This window comes from Streptomyces sp. NPDC096152, from assembly GCF_044763235.1.
Taxonomy (GTDB): Bacteria; Actinomycetota; Actinomycetes; order Streptomycetales; family Streptomycetaceae; genus Streptomyces.
Map to the genome: position 1 here is coordinate 126762 of NZ_JBIWFW010000003.1, position 15630 is coordinate 142391.

Genomic DNA, 15630 nt, shown 5'->3' on the forward strand with positions numbered 1-15630 from the left:
CCGACGCTCACCGGGGTCAGACGGCATCCTCATGGGCTGGTGTACGACGGCGGAGCGCTGGCGTCAGCACCGCACGAGCAGCCGGCTACTGCCGCCTTGAAAACGGATTCGCCCGCCACCGGATGCCGGCAGCGGGCGAATTGCGTCATTCGCGGTGCCCTGGAGCCGGGGCACGGCGAACGGTCAGGTCAGCTGTGCACGGCGCGGACCAGCAGGTCGGTCAGGAGGCGAACATCATTGGGGGTGTTCTGCAGGCCGTTCCAGCGGCGCTGCTCGCCGTCGGCGAAGCGCCACATGCCGGAGGTCCAGGCGGTGATCGGCATAAGGCCCAGGACGGCGTTGCGCACCACGTCGCAGTCGACGTCTTCGGCAGGCATGCCGTCGGTGAGGCTGTCCATAACGAAGCCCATGGCCTGGATGCCCGCGCCGTGGGTGAGGCGGGACTGGCGGGGCGGGAGCTTCCAGGCGTCGCTGAAGGTGTCCTTGACGATGGCCCAGAAAGAGCGCAGATGCAGCAGCATACGGTCGACGTCGCCGGAGCCGTCTTCGGGGTTGCGGTACTGGTAGAGGGCGCCCTCGAAGAGGCTGTGCTCCAGCATGCGGAGAACGGCAGTGTCTTTGATGTTGCCATCGGGTGAGGTGGGGCTGGCGATGCGGCCGTAGAAGGGGCCCTGGCCGTCGGTGTTGAGGCGGGTCATCAGCTGGGCGGGCAGACGCTTGCGGGCGTAGGTGGGCGGGAGGTGGCCGCTGGTCTCGGGCAGGAGCTCGTGGATGAGGCCCTTGGGTAGCGGCTTGGTGGAGTTGACCAGAATGAACTGGGAGCGCTGATCGTCGTGGTTGTCGGCGATGAACCCGACGGCGGCGACGGGGAATTCGACCAGGTCGGCGTCGCGGATGGCGGCGCTGCGCTGCTGGCCGTCGACGATCAGGGCGGGCTTGTCCTCGTCGGAAAGGGACTCATCAACGGGAATCACCAACTCGCCGGGGACGGAGTAGTCGACGCCGGCGGCCCGCCGTGCCCCGCTCTCGAACCTGACACTTTCGTCGAAGGCCAGGACTAGGGCGTTGGGGAGCATGGCGTTGTCGGACTCGAGGTAGCGGCGGATGCCGCGAATGTGGCTGAGGACCTCGGGACGCTGGTAGCCCTGGAGGTTGCTGTCGTCGTCGCGGCGTACGCGGGAGACCGCGGCGAAGCTGTGAACCTTCTTGCCGTCTACGGCGAAGCAGTAGATCTTTCTACCGCCCTGGCGAATCTCGAGCGCCGGGAGCCTGAGTTCGTATCGGTCGGCCATTGCATCTCCAGACATATCAAAAGAAGAAAAGTGGGGTTCACCCGAAGGTGAGGGAGCGCATTTTGGCCTCGAGCACGGTCAGATTGTGGAATCCTCGGCGCTTGTTCCGCTCGGTTCCCCGGAATATTGCGATCTCGATGCCATGTTTCTTGCACAGGGCGCAGGGGCAGGTCCGCCAGGGAGCGTCGCTGAGGATGCGCTCGTAGTATGCGAGGTAGCTCTTCTTCTTCGGGCCGAGAACGAGCGACTCGTAGGCGGCGAGGGCGTCTAGTACTTCTTCGAGCGAGTTCTCTCCGCTGTCGAATTCCCGCAGTGCGCGCAGGCAGGCCCGTTCTGCGGTGATGGCCTGAGCCTGGGAGACGCTTCCGGACAGGATGAGGCGTTTGAGTGCGGGGTTGCCGTCGACTTGGGGGACTCTGATGGCGGTGTAGGCGCCGGTGGCGGTGTGGTAGTTGTTGCGGTCGTCCATGAAGGCCTGGCGGAAGGCGGAGGTGCTGTCGAAGCTGGTTACGCCGTGGCGGGCGAACTGCTCCATGCTGTCGACGCGGTTGATGCCGAGCAGGTGTAGTTCGGTGTCGTGGTTGCGTACTTCGTCGATGGCTCGCAGGCAGGTCAGGATCTCGTGGGACTTGAGGGGGACCATGCCGCCGAGGGCGATACGCCGGTATCCCATTTTCTGCAGTTGCGCGACGGAGTGGGCGTAGCTGGCGGGTCCCCACCCCTGGGCGGCGCCGACGGGTTCGAAGCGGGCGCCGTGCTTTTTGGTCGCGGCGAGAAAGTTCTCGGCGAGTTCCAGGGAGATCTGTTGGCGCTCTACCCACGCCGCTTCTGGTTCCGTGTCGGATTCTTGAGGAATGTAGCCGAAGATGATGTGGTCGATGCTTATGCCGGCATCGAATCCGCATCGGCCGTAGAAGTCAAGGACTTCGTCGACTTCGTAGGGTGGGCGCTCTTCATCGATGTAGTTGAAGGCGCCGCAGTCTCCGATGGTGGAGCATTCGTCGGGGAGGCGGAAGAAGTTCCTCACGCCCAGGCGGTAGAAGCGCTCGCGCTGGGGGGCAGAGTATTTACCTGCACCCTTCATGGATCCATCGACAACCGCCTTGCTGACAAGGATCCCGTCGTAGGGGATCGGTGTCACGGCCTGGTGGGCGTAGACGTCATCACGCTGACGGACTCGGTAGGGCGAGTACTCGTCGTTGATGAAGTCGTATGTGGGGCTCACCAGGTCCTGGCTGTCAGGGAAATAGAATTTCACGCGGCCTTTGCCTTTTCCTGCACATAGATACGGAGGAGGTAATTCGACAGGGTGCTGATGTGGCGGGGGTTGTTCTGGAGTTCGTTCCAAGGGGTGTTCAGGTCGGGCCAGCGTCCCTGGGTCCAGCGGCAGTGCGGTGCGATCAAGGCGAGTTCGGCCCGCGCCAACTCCACGGCATGGGGTGAGGCGGGGTCGATGGCCATCATGACGCGATCCATCAAGCGTCCCATGGAGCGGATGCCGACGCCGTGCATCAGCCGACTCTTGGTCGCCGGCAGCCCCCACGCGTCGGGGAAGGTGTCGCGCACCGCGGTCCAGTAGACGACGAGGATCTGGCGGATGGTGGCCGTGTCGACCGTGCCATTGGACAGGTTTTTGTAGGGAAAGAAAGCGCCTGACGGGGAGTTGAGGGATTCCTGGATGGCCGTGGTGAGGCTGTTGTCCGTGACGACGGCGTCCGTCTTCTGCTCGGCCGTGGTGGACGGGCGGCGCACCAGGCCTCGAAAGGGTGAGTCCTTGTCGTGGTTGAGGGCCTCGACCAGCACGGCGGGGAGTTTGCGGGCGGAGAGCTTGGTCGGCAACAGGGTGCCGACTTCCGGAAGGAGTTCGGTGACGAGATTGGTGGGCAGCGGGGACACCGTGTTCACGCGCAAGAACTGGTCGCGCTGGGTTTCCAGGTCTTCGGCGACGAAGCCGGCGATGGTCACAGCCAGGCGGTTGTTGCGGGTGCGGGCCAGGGCGAGGCTGCGCTGCTGGCCGTCGACGATCCAGGCGGGCCGGGGGGCGTCGGAGGCATCGGGCAGGGGGATTTCCAGCGTGCCCGAGGTGCACAAGCCGTCACTGCTGCCCGGGCCCGGGCTGGACTTGAACCGCACACTCGAGGGAAGCGCCATGATCAGCCCGTTGGGAAACAGGACCTCGTCGCCGTCTAGGTACTCGAGGATCTGCTTCACGTGCTGCTTCTTCTCGGGGCGTTGGTAGCCGATCAGTTTGCCCGCTTCGTCTCGGGAGATGCGGGCGACGTCGGCGACCTGGTGGACCTCTTCTGCCGCCAGGGTGAACACATACAGCGGGATCGTGGGGTGCTGCTCGATCCGCAGGGCCCGGCGTTTAAGCACAAGGGAGGTCATCGGGGGCCAATCGTCGCTGTGTACAGGTCCGCGAAGCGCTTTTGTTCACAGGCCATTCCCTGGTCTCGCAACAGGCGCAGCAGGCGGGTGCGGGAGTAGCCGGGGTGGCTGCCCTTCGACTGTTCAATGAAGTCGATCACGGCTTCGTCCGTCATCGGCCGGCGCTCGTAGCGTTCGGGGCGGGCGACCTGGGCAACCCAGTCTTTCCAACGCTGCAGTGCGCTGGGGGTAATGAGGTGGCCGGGCGTGCAGTGCTCGAGCCAGGAAGCCGCCATGCGGACGTTCAAGCTGGTGCGGGTGCCGCCCAGGGCGTGGCGCAGGGCGGCGTTGGCCGGCATACGCACGATGCCGTCCAACTCGCAGGCGCCCCCGATCAGCACCACCTCGGCTCCCGTGGCCGCCAGCGCGGCAAGGTCGCGATGCATGGCCCCTGCGTAGGTCTCGGACAGCACCACCAGCGCCCGGCCGGCGGCGGCTGCGATCTGAGGCAGCTGGCAACTGACGTCCATGCGCTGCAGATGATCCCACCAGTCAGTGGTCTGCGCGCTGGAAGAAGCCACGGAATCTGCGTGTCGGGGCAGGAACGTCGCCGCGTAAGAGGGCGCGAGGCTGGAGACTGACCGCAGGCCCAGACCGGCCGAGGCCACGTAGAGTCGGGGAACAAAACCGGCCCGAGATGCGGCTTTTGTGAGGACTTGAGCGCGCCGCCACTGGTCGCCCTGATACAGGTCCTCCAGCGCGATGCGCGGCCCTGGCACGGTGTGCAGGCGGTGGGCCCATTCCGCGGCCCGCTCCACCAGGCCCGTCTTGGGCAGGGCGCGGGCCTGCAGGGTGGCCTCGGGGGGTGAGGTCTTCCGGTCCGTGCACGTGACCACGATGGGCAACTCGTTCACTGCGGTTCGACCTCTGACTTCCGTAACTCGTTTCTGGTTGTGATTACTGTAGCCGGTAGTTAAGACGGTAGGCTGCCACTGCCTCAACGGAGGCAACTGGACATCAGATAAGGGAGTGACAGCATGGACCGTCCCGCGATCGTGTTGCTGAGCGGCGGCCTGGACTCGACCACGGTGCTGGCCATCGCCAAGGACCAGGGTTTCACTCCGTACGCGCTCAGCTTCCGCTACGGTCAGCGCCACTCCATCGAGTTGGAGGCGGCCCAGCAGGTCGCCCAGGCGCAGGGAGTGGCCCGACACGTCATCGCCGACATCGATCTGCGGGTCTTCGGCGGCTCCGCCCTGACCGCCGACATCGAGGTGCCCAAGCACGACTCACTTCAGGACACGCCCCAGTCCGGGGTACCGATCACGTACGTGCCGGCCCGCAACACGATCTTCCTGTCGTTCGCGCTGGCGTTCGCCGAGACCGTCGGCGCCAGCGACATCTTCACCGGGGTCACGGCCGTGGACTACAGCGGCTACCCCGACTGCCGCCCCGAGTACATGGAGGCCTTTGCCACCATGGCCAACCTGGCCACCCGGGCCGGAGTCGAAGGCACCTCCAAGATCACGCTGCACTCCCCCCTGATCGCCCTGTCCAAGGCCGACATCGTCCGCGAGGGCCTGCGCCTGGGCGTGGACTACTCCCTGACCTCCTCCTGCTACGACCCCGACGACCAGGGACGGGCCTGCGGCAAGTGCGAGACCTGCCTACTGCGCCTGAAAGGCTTCGCCGAGGCCGGCGTGACGGATCCGGTCCAGTACCAGAGCGCCTGAGCATGACCTACCTGATCAAGGAAATCTTCTACACCCTCCAAGGGGAAGGCACTCACGCAGGGCGCCCTGCGGTCTTCTGCCGATTCTCGCGCTGCAACTTGTGGACCGGCCGGGAACGCGACCGCGCCCGCGCCATCTGCCAGTTCTGCGACACCGACTTCGTCGGCACCGACGGCGAAGGCGGCGGCCGCTTCACCACCGCCGCCGACCTGGCCGCCGCGGTGGAGGCCGCCTGGCCTACTGCCGAGCGTGCACACCGGTTCGTGGTGTGCACCGGAGGAGAACCCCTGCTGCAGTTGGACGAGAACGCCATCGACGCCCTCCACGACCGCGGCTTCGAAGTCGCGGTGGAAACCAACGGCACCCGTTCGGCACCCCGAGGTGTCGACTGGCTGTGCGTGAGCCCGAAGATCGGCTCTACCCTGGTCCTCACCAACGGCGACGAACTCAAACTGGTCTACCCCCAGGCCGGCGGCGACCCCGCCCAGTTCGAACACCTCGACTTTCGCCACTTCCGCCTGCAACCGCTGGATGACGCCGACCGCGAGGCCCACACCCGTGCCGCCGTCGAGTACTGCATGAAGAACCCGCGCTGGACGCTCTCCCTCCAGACGCACAAGTATCTGGGAATTCAGTAATGGAAATCTTCCGCGAGTTCACCTTCGAAGCGGCCCACCGCCTGCCGCACGTGCCCGAGGGCCACAAGTGCGCCCGCCTGCACGGCCACTCCTACAAGGTCACCGTGCACGTGGAGGCACCCGTCGATCCGGAGGCGGGCTGGGTGATGGACTTCGGAGACATCAAAAAGGCTTTTAAGCCCATTGATGCACAACTCGACCATTACTACCTGAACGACATCGAAGGCCTGGAAAACCCCACCAGCGAGAACCTGGCCCGCTGGATCTGGGACCGAATGATCGCCGAACTCCCCGCCCTATCGGCGATCACCGTGCGCGAGACCTGCACCTCCGGCTGCACCTACCGAGGTGAGTAGCGGCATGCACGACATCCAGAACGAGGCCGACCCCCGCGGCATCGCCATCGACGAAGTAGGGATCAGCGGCTTGCGCTATCCCATCACGTTCGATGACGGTCACACGCGCCAGTACGGCATCGCCGACATCAGTGTCACCGTCGGCCTGCAATCCCACCGGCGCGGCACCCACATGAGCCGCATGATCGCCCTGGTGCACGAGGAAGTGGCCACCCTCGCCCCGCAGGAGTTGCCCATCGCCCTCAAACGAGGGCTCACACTGCTCGACGCCCCCACCCTGACCCTGACGTTGTCCCTGCCTATCGCCACGACCGTGACCGCACCCGCCAGTAGGCGGCAATCGTGGCAAACCCACGACGTCACCATCACCGGCCGCATCACCGCCGACACCTGCGCCGTCGCCACCACGGTGACCACCGACGTCACCAGCCTGTGCCCGTGCTCCAAGGCCATCTCCGACTACGGTGCCCACAACCAGCGCAGCGAGATCACCCTCACGGTCACCGGGACCACCGACGCGCCCTACCCCCTGGCGATCCACGAAATCGTCGACCTGCTGCGCAACGTCGGCTCCGCCCCTGTCTTCCCGCTCATCAAGCGGCCCGACGAGCGCGTCGTCACCATGCAGGCCTACGACCACCCCGTCTTCGTCGAAGACATCATCCGCGACATAAGCCTTGCATGCCGCGAAAAGGGCCTAAATCACGCGATCCGGGCGAGGAATCTGGAAAGTATTCACAGCCACGACGCCATCGCCAGCCTGGCCTACACCGACTGAGCCCCCGCACACGCCCTGGGCCGGAAAGGGGGATGCCATCCCCTTCTCTACGCCGTGCCTGCGGCGGCAAGGCGCACGGCTCCGCCCGAACCCGCGGGAGGCGTCCGCTGGCCACTATGCACGCGCCACGTGGGCCCGTACAGCCGGCCGGCGCCCGCGACGCTGACTGGCGCGTTCGCCATTCAGAGACCCGCCCGAGTCCCTCAGCGCAGCATCGCCCAACCCCACCGGGACCTTACTCACCCCCGGTAGCAGGCACTTCCCCAGCACTGCAGCGCGGACAGACACCTTAAGGATGTCAGTGTCGTGCGCTGTACTGTCTGCACGTTCGTCCCACCGTCCCGCCGCTGGAGCCGAGCGCAGCACCCCACCGCCGAGACAGAAAGTAGATCGTGAAGGCCCCCGCTCCTGCCGGTATCGCCACACTCATCGCCTACATGGCCACCATCCCGGCCGCCAACTTGGCCGTCACCCACTTCGGCGCGGTACCCGTCGGCCTCGGTTACGTGGCGCCCGCTGGCGTCTACTTCGTCGGGCTGGCGCTCGTCCTGCGCGACCTTGCACGCGAGGCGACCGGCCGTGGCGCCATCCTCGCCGCCATAGCCATCGGCACCGTCCTCTCCTACCTTCTCGCCGACCCCAGCCTCGCCACTGCCTCAGCGGTTGCCTTCGCCGTCGCCGAAACCATGGACTTCGTCGTCTACGAACCCCTGCGCCGGCGAGGACTTCTGGTTGCGATACTCGCCTCGAACGCCGTCGGGCTTCTCGTCGACAGCCTCCTGTTCCTCCACCTTGCCTTCGGCTCCCTCAATTACCTGCCTGGACAAATCCTCGGCAAAACGTGGATGACTTTCGCGGCCGTCATGGTCCTTGGGCTGCTGCGCCGTCGTTACCGCGTTATCGTCTGAAGGTCCCAGCCTGCCATCCACGCTTGGCAGGAAACCTCACCGCAATCGCCTTCACTCAGACCTTGGGCAGGGCTCAAGCGGCCGCTTGCAGGTGTACGCCTCAGGGCCCCTGTTCCGCGGCGAACTACCGCACCCCGCCACCCGCAAACTCATCGCACTGCTAGACCTCAGGAAGCCGTAGGCAGCGGAGACTGGGCAGGACCCCGCTCGACCGGCCCGTACAGCAGGCGCCCTGGCAGGGCGTGGTGCGCACTGTCCCATCCGGCTACTCGTGCGCAGTCGGACAGTACTGGTACGTCATCGGGCGACTTCCTGCCATCACCTCGGCGGCCGTCAACTCTGTGATCGCCGGCCGGGTTCCGAGGGCATCGGTCACTGCGACCAGACGCCAAGCGGAATCGGCAGCCGCAGTCCGGTATTCGTTGGCGGTCAGGAGGAAGCGCAGCGTCGTCCCTGATATGCCCTTGACCTCCAGATGTAGTTCGCCACGGCCAGGGGCCGTGCAGGTGACGTCCCAGCCGCACTTGCGATCCGACACGTCGCTGACTGACCAACCCCGTTCCTCGTAATGTGCCAAGACCGCGTTCATGGCGACGCCTTCAACCACCGCGTTGGTAAGGGGGTCGCCGAAGGCCGCTCCGGTGCCGCCGAGCGTGATCTCCAAGGGCGCGTCGCCCGGATACTCCGGCCACGGGCCGAGCCGGGTCTCCAGCGCGGCCATCTCTTCGGGACTGACGTAGATGGGGTTGCTCATCTGTTGGGCACGAAATAGCTCCATCCCCGCCAGTTCAGGTATGGCCCTTATCTCGTGTGCGCTGACCGGTGTGGGAAGTATGTCGGCGTTCAGAGGAACCGTCCGCTTCAAGCGAGTAGCTCGTTGCTCGTCGAGCCAGTACTCAGACAGCCCCTCGAAGTCGGCTACCCACACGTCCGCCTGTCCGGTGACGTAGCCGATCCCCCATACTCCGACCGTCCAGGCCGCGCTCACAGGCCCACCCACCCACAGAACAACACGCTGGCCGCTGCCCATCAACTCCGTGCGGTAGTTATTGGCAACGAGCCAAGAGCAGACCTTGGTCTCTCCGTTCTCGACCTCCCCGGGCAGGTCGTAGACATCCGGATTACACCTCAGAATCCACCCACCGAGGTTGTCGACGGTTATGCGCGGTGTCTTCGCCATAGCCCCTCCCCCTCCACGTATCACCTCTGCTCGCGTGATGACGCCTCCGTGAGCGCCGGTGCCGGCACACCGACGCTACGCCCTACTGGTACCGCAAGGCGTGAACTTGACCCGCGTCCGCGGCACGGCCCAGTCACGAGGCCCGGTGCTGGCCACACTCTGGGCGGCCGGGCGGAGAAGAACTAGTGGAGCGCGCCGCAAGTTATCTGCCGGCTGCGATCGTGCGATTCAGTCACCTGGTGTAGTCGGTGAAGTGGATAGAGGCCGGCGGTGGCCAAGACGTGGAGGAACCCTAATGGGCTGACTAGGCCGCATGCCCCTCGCCACATGACCGGCAACCGGGAAGCGACTCGCAGCGCGCTGCACTAGGTCTGCGAGTGGCAAAGACTTCGGGACTCAGACGATCGACCTGATGGTCTTGTTCGCGTACCGCAGCGTCTCGTCAATGGCCTTGTTCATCTCTTGCAAAGCGTCGAGCTTTGCCGTGAGGAGAGCACTGACGTTGATGCTGCTCACGGCCAGGAGGCATCCCGCCACGGTGAGGAACTCCTTGTACCGTTTCTGCCCCTCATGCCCGAGCGATTCCCAGTCCCGGGGCGCCGGCGGCAGACTCGCCCTCCACTTCTCAAGGGCGTGGGTGCCGTGAACGCTGACGTATTCCATGATGTCCGGGGCGCGGTTCAGTACGTCGACCATCGCGTCGAAGCCTTGCTGTGACTGTTCCAGAGCCGCCTCTGCAGCCTCGACCTCGGCTCGAAGACGCTCCTCCTCTTTCTTGTTCCGGCGCTGCCTCAAGACGTAGAAGCCGGCGGCCGCCAGCGCTGCAACCGGGGCGGCGACCATGCCTGTGAGCAGGAGAGTGCCACCCGCCATACCCGCACCGCCGGAAGCCAGCGTGCCTCCCCCCAGGACCGCCAGAGTCGCGTTGGTCGCGGCAACGCCGGACAGCGTCGAAATAGCTGTTCCAGTGGAGGCGGTCCCGAACAACGCGGCGGCAGTGAACGCACCGTAGGCCGCGGCCCCGCCAGTTGCTACACCAACCGCGCCTCCAGCGGCGGCACCGCGGATCGCATTGGCGATCCCGGCGGACATAGCCTCGATACGTATCGCAGTAGGGATGTCACCCGCGCTCTCGATTGCCTCCTCACTCGGCCTCTCTGGCTCGGGCGCCTCGCTGATGCTCTCGGCCAACTCCACGAACCTCAGAAAGAACTCGTCGCGCGCGGCATCATGAACATGGTTGAAGGCTTCCCCGTACTCCTGGGTGATCTTCGACCGCTGGGCCACCTTCTCGGTGATCTCGGCGTGACGTCTTTTCGTCTCTGCGACCTGGTCGCGCAACTTCACCGGCCGCTGACCCCGCTGACGAGCGAGAGTCCTGGTTCGGTCCTCCGCCTCCTGCTTGAGTTGCTCGGGTGTCAGTTCGAGCGCGAGAGCGATGGCGGCTAGACGGTGCTCCCCGGGGCTGATGAGTCCGCTCTCAATCCGGGAGATCGAGACCGCGCCGCCCTTCCCGTAATCGGCCCGCTTCGCCAACTCTTCCTGGGTCATCGGGGGTCTCTGCGCCTGGCGGTGCTCCCGGATCACGAGGCCCATCGCCTCTGCGCTGAAATCACTCATCGGTTCCGGTCCCCTTGGTCAGCGGGCTGTGGCGACGCCAGGAGGATTGAACCTCACGTACTAGCGCACCGCCCGTGCGGAGAGCCTGGGCTCCGTCTTCCATGAACTGCTTGGCCGCCTTAACGACGGCTGGGTCACGACGGACTTTGTCGGCGGTCTGGATGTTCTGGACGGCGGCGAGGGACAGTTGGGCGAGGTCGAGGCGGGACATGGCAGTGAACCTTCCGTCGCTAATGGGGCCTGCGTTCGCAAAACATAGCGTCACTTAGTGCGCGCTGCCCACACTATGGCAACACTAACTGCGACGGTGACACGCTCAGCCTCTGGGACCGCTTGAGCCGCAAGGGCTAGCGCGGCGCGTGGGAGCTTCTTTGCCCGTTGCCAGTGAGTGGGTGGGGTCACACTGCCGACGCCGCCGAGATCGTGAGGGTGTTGAGCGCGGGGTTCGAGGTAGCGGACATGCGCGTCGTCCGCGCCGTAGCGCCACCGGTAGGGGCGGCCCGTTCGGTGGTAGGGGACGATGCAGGCAGTGATCAGTGCTTCCAGGTCGCCGCGGGGGGCCGAAGCCGACGCGTCGGAGCAAGCGGCCAGTCAGCGCGCTGAACCATTGCTCGATCACGTTTCCGTCTGTCACGTGCTGAGCGACACCCAACCTGTTACGAGGGGCGTGGACTATCCGTGGACGGGGTGGCACAACGCAGCGGACCGCAAGGCTTTGAGCTGGGCGAATGGCCCACTTACCCACGGCCTCCGGAGCCGTGTGCGCAGGTTCGAATCCTGCCGGGGGCACCCTTCATGAGGTGCCCAAAGACCCCGTCACCAGCGGAAAAGCTGAGGCCGGGGTCTTCGCGTATGTGCAGGTGTGTGCCGCCCGGAGCGGCCGTACGTCGGGGTCCGTGGATGAGGCGTGGACGGGATCTTGATGCATCGCGCCAGGTGAGCACCGCAAAACGTTGTGGCCCGGGACAGGTGCGGGGGCCTCATCGCAAAGCGGTACCGGTGCCCTCCTAGTCGGCGGTGGCCCCCCAGTAGCCGATTTGCACGGGCCAACCGTCGCGGTAGAGCACTGTGCAGTTCCCCCGGGCGCGGTCTGGGAAGTCCAACCGCTCGGAATCGAGAGCGGCGTCCCACTCCTCGTAGGTGGGCCGGCCGTGAGGAGCCCACGCACGCACCTCGTCATCGGTCAGCGGCCGCATGAACGGACCGTCGTCGGTGTCCGCGGCCTCGATCATGAGAGGGAAGTCCAGCACGGTGCCCGTGCCACCGGTGAAGATGTACTCCTGCCACTCCGGGTCGCACCAGAGCTCCTCGACGGACTGTCCCTCGAAGCCGTGGTTGTCCCGCGCCAACTCGTCTTCCTGGGCCTGCCGGAAAGCGGCCGCCAGATCACGCTGATACGGGCCCGTGTGAGTCCATGCGCTGCCGCCCATCCGCGTCCCCTCTCCATTCGAACTGTGTGTTCAAGAGCGGAGCGTAAGGAACGGCACTGACAGGGCCCCCAACGTGTCAGAGGTGTGCGCTTGGATGCACAGGTGACCGTTCATGATGTTGCTCGGCGGCTGCCCGAGATAGCCGTCCTCCGTGAGCACTGCCGTTCCATGGCCATCCTGGAGGCAGTCCTGAACCCCGAGTGGTCGGGCCGCGATCACTCCTTCGACGACCACTGGTCCGAGAACGAGTCGATGGCCTCGATGCGGAACGGATCGGGCGACGACTACTCGATCGCTTTCTCAGCCGCCGGCGCCTGCATTCGTGGGTTCGATCACGAATCGCCGATGAGCCCCTACGCGGCGGAGGTCAGGCTGCGGCCCGGAGTACTCGACGAGATTCCTGACGTCCTCCGACCGTGTGTTGAGGACCCCGCGTTCTCGTATGACGGACTGCCTCGCGTCACTGCGTGCATATGGCGAGAGACGGGTGACGACGGCTGGAGAACAGGGACGATCGACTTCCCCAGGGAAGCAGCGGAAGACCCGGACGGTTCCGGATACCTCTTCCAACTACTGGTGGACCGCTCACCGGAAGCGTTTCAGCGTCGGGCCGAGGACAACCACGAGGTCCCGGTCGACCTCGAAGCCGTTCGTCACGTCTTCTCTTCGCGTCCTCTGACCGAGGACGTGGTCCGCGCATTGAACTCAGAGATCGTCCTGGCAGACCTCGCTGAGGACATCGCGGAGATTGGCTACCCGATGTCTCAGCAACGAAGAGGCCCCGGAACCCGGTGAGCGGCTCCCACCCGAGGCCACCTAAAGTGACGCGACACTGGTGGTCGCGGCGTCGGAGGGACGAGTGGGCAAGATGAGAATCGTCGTGGACGACCTGTCTGGCCCGCAGATCGCCCAGTTCCTCGCCGAGCACGTCCAGCAGATGCGGTCGCTTACGCCCCTGGAAAGCAAGCACGCTCTCGATCTCGACGGACTCCGCCGCGCCGAGGTCACCTTCTGGTCGGCACGGGAGGACGACGCCGTCGTGGGCTGCGGCGCGATCACAAGACTGGACGCTCGCCACGCCGAGCTGAAGTCGATGCGCACCGCGCCGACGCGCACCCGCAGCGGAATCGCCTCCCGGTTGCTGGAGCACATCCTCACCGAGGCCAAGCGTCTCGGCTTCACCCGGCTGAGCCTGGAGACCGGCGCGGCCGATTTCTTCCTGCCGGCCAGAAAGCTCTACGCGAAGTTCGGATTCGACTACTGCGAGCCTTTCGCCGACTACCGGCCCGACCCCAATAGCGTGTTCATGACCAAGGCGCTCTAGCCGAGCAGGCCGGCCTCGCGGACCTGCATCTGAGCCCCGGGCCACCCCTTGTCACCGTCGCGACCGCGTGCCGGGTGGCCCCGGCCAGGACCTGCACGACGAGCGCCGACAGACACAATGAGTAGTTCTCGCCTGCAGGAACGGGCCATGCCTCCTGCCTCTGCGGTTCCGCTGGGAGCGGGCCTGCCAGAACCTCGGCACCGGCGCCCCCGCCGTGCGAAGGCTCTGAGGGCAAAAAACAGTCCCCGGTAGTACTGCGCGTGTCCTGAAGCTTCAGTCGTCACTGTCGCCTCGGTATCGCGCCGGCTTGCCGGGGGCCTGAACCACATCCTGTCCAAGTCACTCCGCCGACTAGACGTCCTCATCGACTTTGCAGCTCTTTCGGTGTTATGGCCTACTAACCACGATCCACGCCGGACGCCATGAGTCAATACCCTTTGGGTAAGTTTCAGGGGAAAATTACCGCGATCAACTTCGACCGTGACACCCGGCTTGTCCGAGCATGCCGGATCTTCGGGTGTTCCCTCAGGTAAATCCCGCCCAAGCGTTTCGTTCCGTCCACGCCATGACCGCCGCCGTGTCATGCTGGCATGCCGGAGCGGGGGGAGGATCGGATGGCGGGGGACACCAGTGGTGTGGCCGGGCTGGGTGCACGGCCCTGGTATGGCGCCAATGAAGTCCTGGCGTTCTTGCTCGAGCTCGCAGCGCTGGGCTTTCTGAGCTGGTGGGGATTCGGTGCGGGTCATGAGGGTGCTCTCCGGATCCTGCTCGGCGTGGGAACGCCCCTGCTGGCCATCATGGTCTGGGCGCTGTTCGCCGCGCCCCGGGCTCGTCTGCGGCCCCGGCTTCCGCTGGTCCTGGTGGTTAAGGCGCTGGTGCTCGGCGGTGGTGCCGCCGCTCTGTACGGCGTGGGTCATCCCGTCGCGGCGGGTGTCGTCGCTGTCGTGACGGCCGTCAACACGGCGGTGGCGGAGATCTTCCGTGCCACCCCGCCCAGCGCGGTGCCGGCCGGGCTTCACCGTCCGAGTGCCCCCGACTGACCACCAGTTGGTTCAAGGACTGTCGCCAGAGCGCGGTTCTCCGCAGCCCGTCCTCGGTAGGGCTGCGCTGCGATCATCGTCCGCGGCCCACGCCTGCCTCCTCTTGGGAGCACCGCGTGTCTGACCTGCCGAACTCCGCATGGCATCCACGGCCTGCCTCCAGGCCAACGCATCGCTTGCAGCAGCAACGTCGGGAGGCAGAGCGCACGAGGCCCGCAGCAGGAGCATGAGAGGTAGGATCAGTGGCATGAGTGAGCCTACCGGCAAGTACTCCATCACCATGCCGCGCGACATCGCCGAGGCTGCCAAGGCCCGCAGCGGACCCTCCGGGCTGTCCGCCTATGTGGCCGCGGCCGTGGCCCGCCAGACCGAACGGGACAACCTCAATGAGCTGATCCAGGTGGCAGAGGCCGAGCACGGACCCATCACAGAAGAAGAGATCCAGTCCCTGCGGGACCAGCTGCACCAGGCACGCGAGCAGCAGACGCGGGGCGGAGCGACCGCAGCGTGACTCGTACCCCCGCCGTCCCCGGCGGCACCCTGGTCCTTGACAGCGAAGGGCTGGCCAAGGCTGTCCTGCGAGACCGTACAGTGACCGGCTGGCTCGCCCTGGCTCGCGCCGATGACCTGCGTGTGATCACTTCGGCAGCCACCCTCGTAGAAGTAGTCCATCCCCGGATCAACCGCCCGGCGCTGGAGTGGACCCATTCCCGCCTCGTCGTCGAACCGGTCACCGAGTCGGTCGCCCGGCACGCCGCCGCGCTCCTCGCCGACGCCGGCCTCCACGGCCACAAGAACGCCGTCGACGCCATGCTCAGCGCCACCGCCCTCACCGCGCCCGGCCCCGTCACGGTGCTCACCTCCGATCCTGAGGACGTCGCAGCACTGTGCGGCGGGCGTATCACAGTGATCAAGGTCTGACGACGTGCGTTGAGCGCCCGAGTCCGGATGGGGGCGCGTCGAG

18 protein-coding genes are annotated in these 15630 nt (G+C 65.8%); 10 read left to right on the top strand and 8 right to left on the bottom strand.

Annotation, left to right across the window (positions count from 1 at the left end):
* Window positions 1-188: 188 nt before the first annotated feature.
* Genes dbpB (ACIQ9G_RS10770) through ACIQ9G_RS10785 form a run of 4 tightly spaced genes read right to left on the bottom strand, consistent with a single transcriptional unit; the run spans window position 189 to window position 4573 of the window.
* Window positions 189-1292 (bottom strand): DGQHR domain-containing protein DpdB, encoded by a 1104-nt coding sequence (dbpB, locus tag ACIQ9G_RS10770; protein ID WP_403608154.1) that lies wholly within the window; start codon window positions 1290-1292, stop codon window positions 189-191.
* A 37-nt stretch (window positions 1293-1329) separates the two neighbouring features.
* Window positions 1330-2550: a tRNA-guanine transglycosylase DpdA gene (dpdA, locus tag ACIQ9G_RS10775; RefSeq protein ID WP_403608156.1), complete on the bottom strand. Its 1221-nt coding sequence runs from the start codon at window positions 2548-2550 to the stop codon at window positions 1330-1332.
* Entirely contained in the window at window positions 2547-3680 is a 1134-nt protein-coding gene (gene dbpB, locus ACIQ9G_RS10780) for a DGQHR domain-containing protein DpdB (protein ID WP_403608157.1), read from the bottom strand. The genes dpdA and dbpB (ACIQ9G_RS10780) overlap by 4 nt, the downstream gene beginning before the upstream one ends.
* The gene (locus tag ACIQ9G_RS10785) at window positions 3677-4573 is read right to left on the bottom strand and encodes a hypothetical protein (RefSeq protein WP_403608158.1); all 897 of its coding nucleotides are present in this window, start codon (window positions 4571-4573) and stop codon (window positions 3677-3679) included. The genes dbpB (ACIQ9G_RS10780) and ACIQ9G_RS10785 overlap by 4 nt, the downstream gene beginning before the upstream one ends.
* Before the next feature lie 123 nt (window positions 4574-4696).
* Between ACIQ9G_RS10785 and queC the strand changes: the two genes are divergently transcribed.
* The 5 genes from queC (at window position 4697) to ACIQ9G_RS10810 (ending at window position 8072) form a co-directional block, all read left to right on the top strand.
* Complete coding sequence (gene queC, locus ACIQ9G_RS10790) at window positions 4697-5392, top strand: 7-cyano-7-deazaguanine synthase QueC (RefSeq protein ID WP_403608159.1); 696 nt, start codon at window positions 4697-4699, stop codon at window positions 5390-5392.
* Between the two features lie 2 nt (window positions 5393-5394).
* Window positions 5395-6030: a 7-carboxy-7-deazaguanine synthase gene (gene queE / locus ACIQ9G_RS10795; RefSeq protein WP_403608160.1), complete on the top strand. Its 636-nt coding sequence runs from the start codon at window positions 5395-5397 to the stop codon at window positions 6028-6030.
* Window positions 6030-6386, top strand: a complete 357-nt coding sequence (gene queD, locus ACIQ9G_RS10800) for a 6-carboxytetrahydropterin synthase QueD (RefSeq protein WP_403608161.1) — start codon at window positions 6030-6032, stop codon at window positions 6384-6386. Before queE ends, queD begins: the two co-directional genes overlap by 1 nt.
* Window positions 6387-6390: 4 nt before the next feature.
* Window positions 6391-7164, top strand: a complete 774-nt coding sequence (locus tag ACIQ9G_RS10805; RefSeq protein ID WP_403608162.1) for a GTP cyclohydrolase I FolE2 — start codon at window positions 6391-6393, stop codon at window positions 7162-7164.
* 437 nt (window positions 7165-7601) lie between these two features.
* Entirely contained in the window at window positions 7602-8072 is a 471-nt protein-coding gene (locus ACIQ9G_RS10810; RefSeq protein WP_403608163.1) for a VUT family protein, read from the top strand.
* A gap of 265 nt (window positions 8073-8337) precedes the next feature.
* Here the strand turns inward: ACIQ9G_RS10810 and ACIQ9G_RS10815 are convergent, their stop codons facing one another.
* The 4 genes from ACIQ9G_RS10815 to ACIQ9G_RS10830 form a co-directional block, all read right to left on the bottom strand.
* Window positions 8338-9252 carry a protein NO VEIN domain-containing protein gene (locus tag ACIQ9G_RS10815; protein ID WP_403608164.1) on the bottom strand — a complete coding sequence of 305 codons (915 nt, stop codon included), beginning with the start codon at window positions 9250-9252 and terminating at the stop codon, window positions 8338-8340.
* Window positions 9253-9648: 396 nt separating this feature from the next.
* A complete protein-coding gene (locus tag ACIQ9G_RS10820) occupies window positions 9649-10872 on the bottom strand; it encodes a hypothetical protein (protein WP_403608165.1) in 1224 nt (407 codons plus the stop codon).
* Entirely contained in the window at window positions 10865-11083 is a 219-nt protein-coding gene (locus ACIQ9G_RS10825) for a hypothetical protein (protein ID WP_403608166.1), read from the bottom strand. The genes ACIQ9G_RS10820 and ACIQ9G_RS10825 overlap by 8 nt, the downstream gene beginning before the upstream one ends.
* Window positions 11084-11879: 796 nt before the next feature.
* Window positions 11880-12302: a hypothetical protein gene (locus ACIQ9G_RS10830; protein WP_403608167.1), complete on the bottom strand. Its 423-nt coding sequence runs from the start codon at window positions 12300-12302 to the stop codon at window positions 11880-11882.
* A gap of 102 nt (window positions 12303-12404) precedes the next feature.
* Here ACIQ9G_RS10830 and ACIQ9G_RS10835 point away from each other — a divergent pair, with 102 nt between their 5' ends.
* The 5 genes from ACIQ9G_RS10835 to ACIQ9G_RS10855 all read left to right on the top strand — a co-directional run bounded on the left by ACIQ9G_RS10835 (window position 12405) and on the right by ACIQ9G_RS10855 (window position 15587).
* Window positions 12405-13097 carry a hypothetical protein gene (locus ACIQ9G_RS10835; protein WP_403608797.1) on the top strand — a complete coding sequence of 231 codons (693 nt, stop codon included), beginning with the start codon at window positions 12405-12407 and terminating at the stop codon, window positions 13095-13097.
* Window positions 13098-13170: 73 nt separating this feature from the next.
* The gene (locus tag ACIQ9G_RS10840) at window positions 13171-13626 is read left to right on the top strand and encodes a GNAT family N-acetyltransferase (protein WP_403608798.1); all 456 of its coding nucleotides are present in this window, start codon (window positions 13171-13173) and stop codon (window positions 13624-13626) included.
* Between the two features lie 614 nt (window positions 13627-14240).
* Window positions 14241-14666 (top strand): YrdB family protein, encoded by a 426-nt coding sequence (locus ACIQ9G_RS10845; protein ID WP_403608168.1) that lies wholly within the window; start codon window positions 14241-14243, stop codon window positions 14664-14666.
* Between the two features lie 247 nt (window positions 14667-14913).
* Window positions 14914-15177, top strand: coding sequence for a CopG family transcriptional regulator (locus tag ACIQ9G_RS10850; protein WP_403608169.1), 264 nt, complete (start codon window positions 14914-14916; stop codon window positions 15175-15177).
* Entirely contained in the window at window positions 15174-15587 is a 414-nt protein-coding gene (locus tag ACIQ9G_RS10855; RefSeq protein ID WP_403608170.1) for a PIN domain-containing protein, read from the top strand. Before ACIQ9G_RS10850 ends, ACIQ9G_RS10855 begins: the two co-directional genes overlap by 4 nt.
* The last annotated feature ends 43 nt before the right edge of the window (window positions 15588-15630 follow it).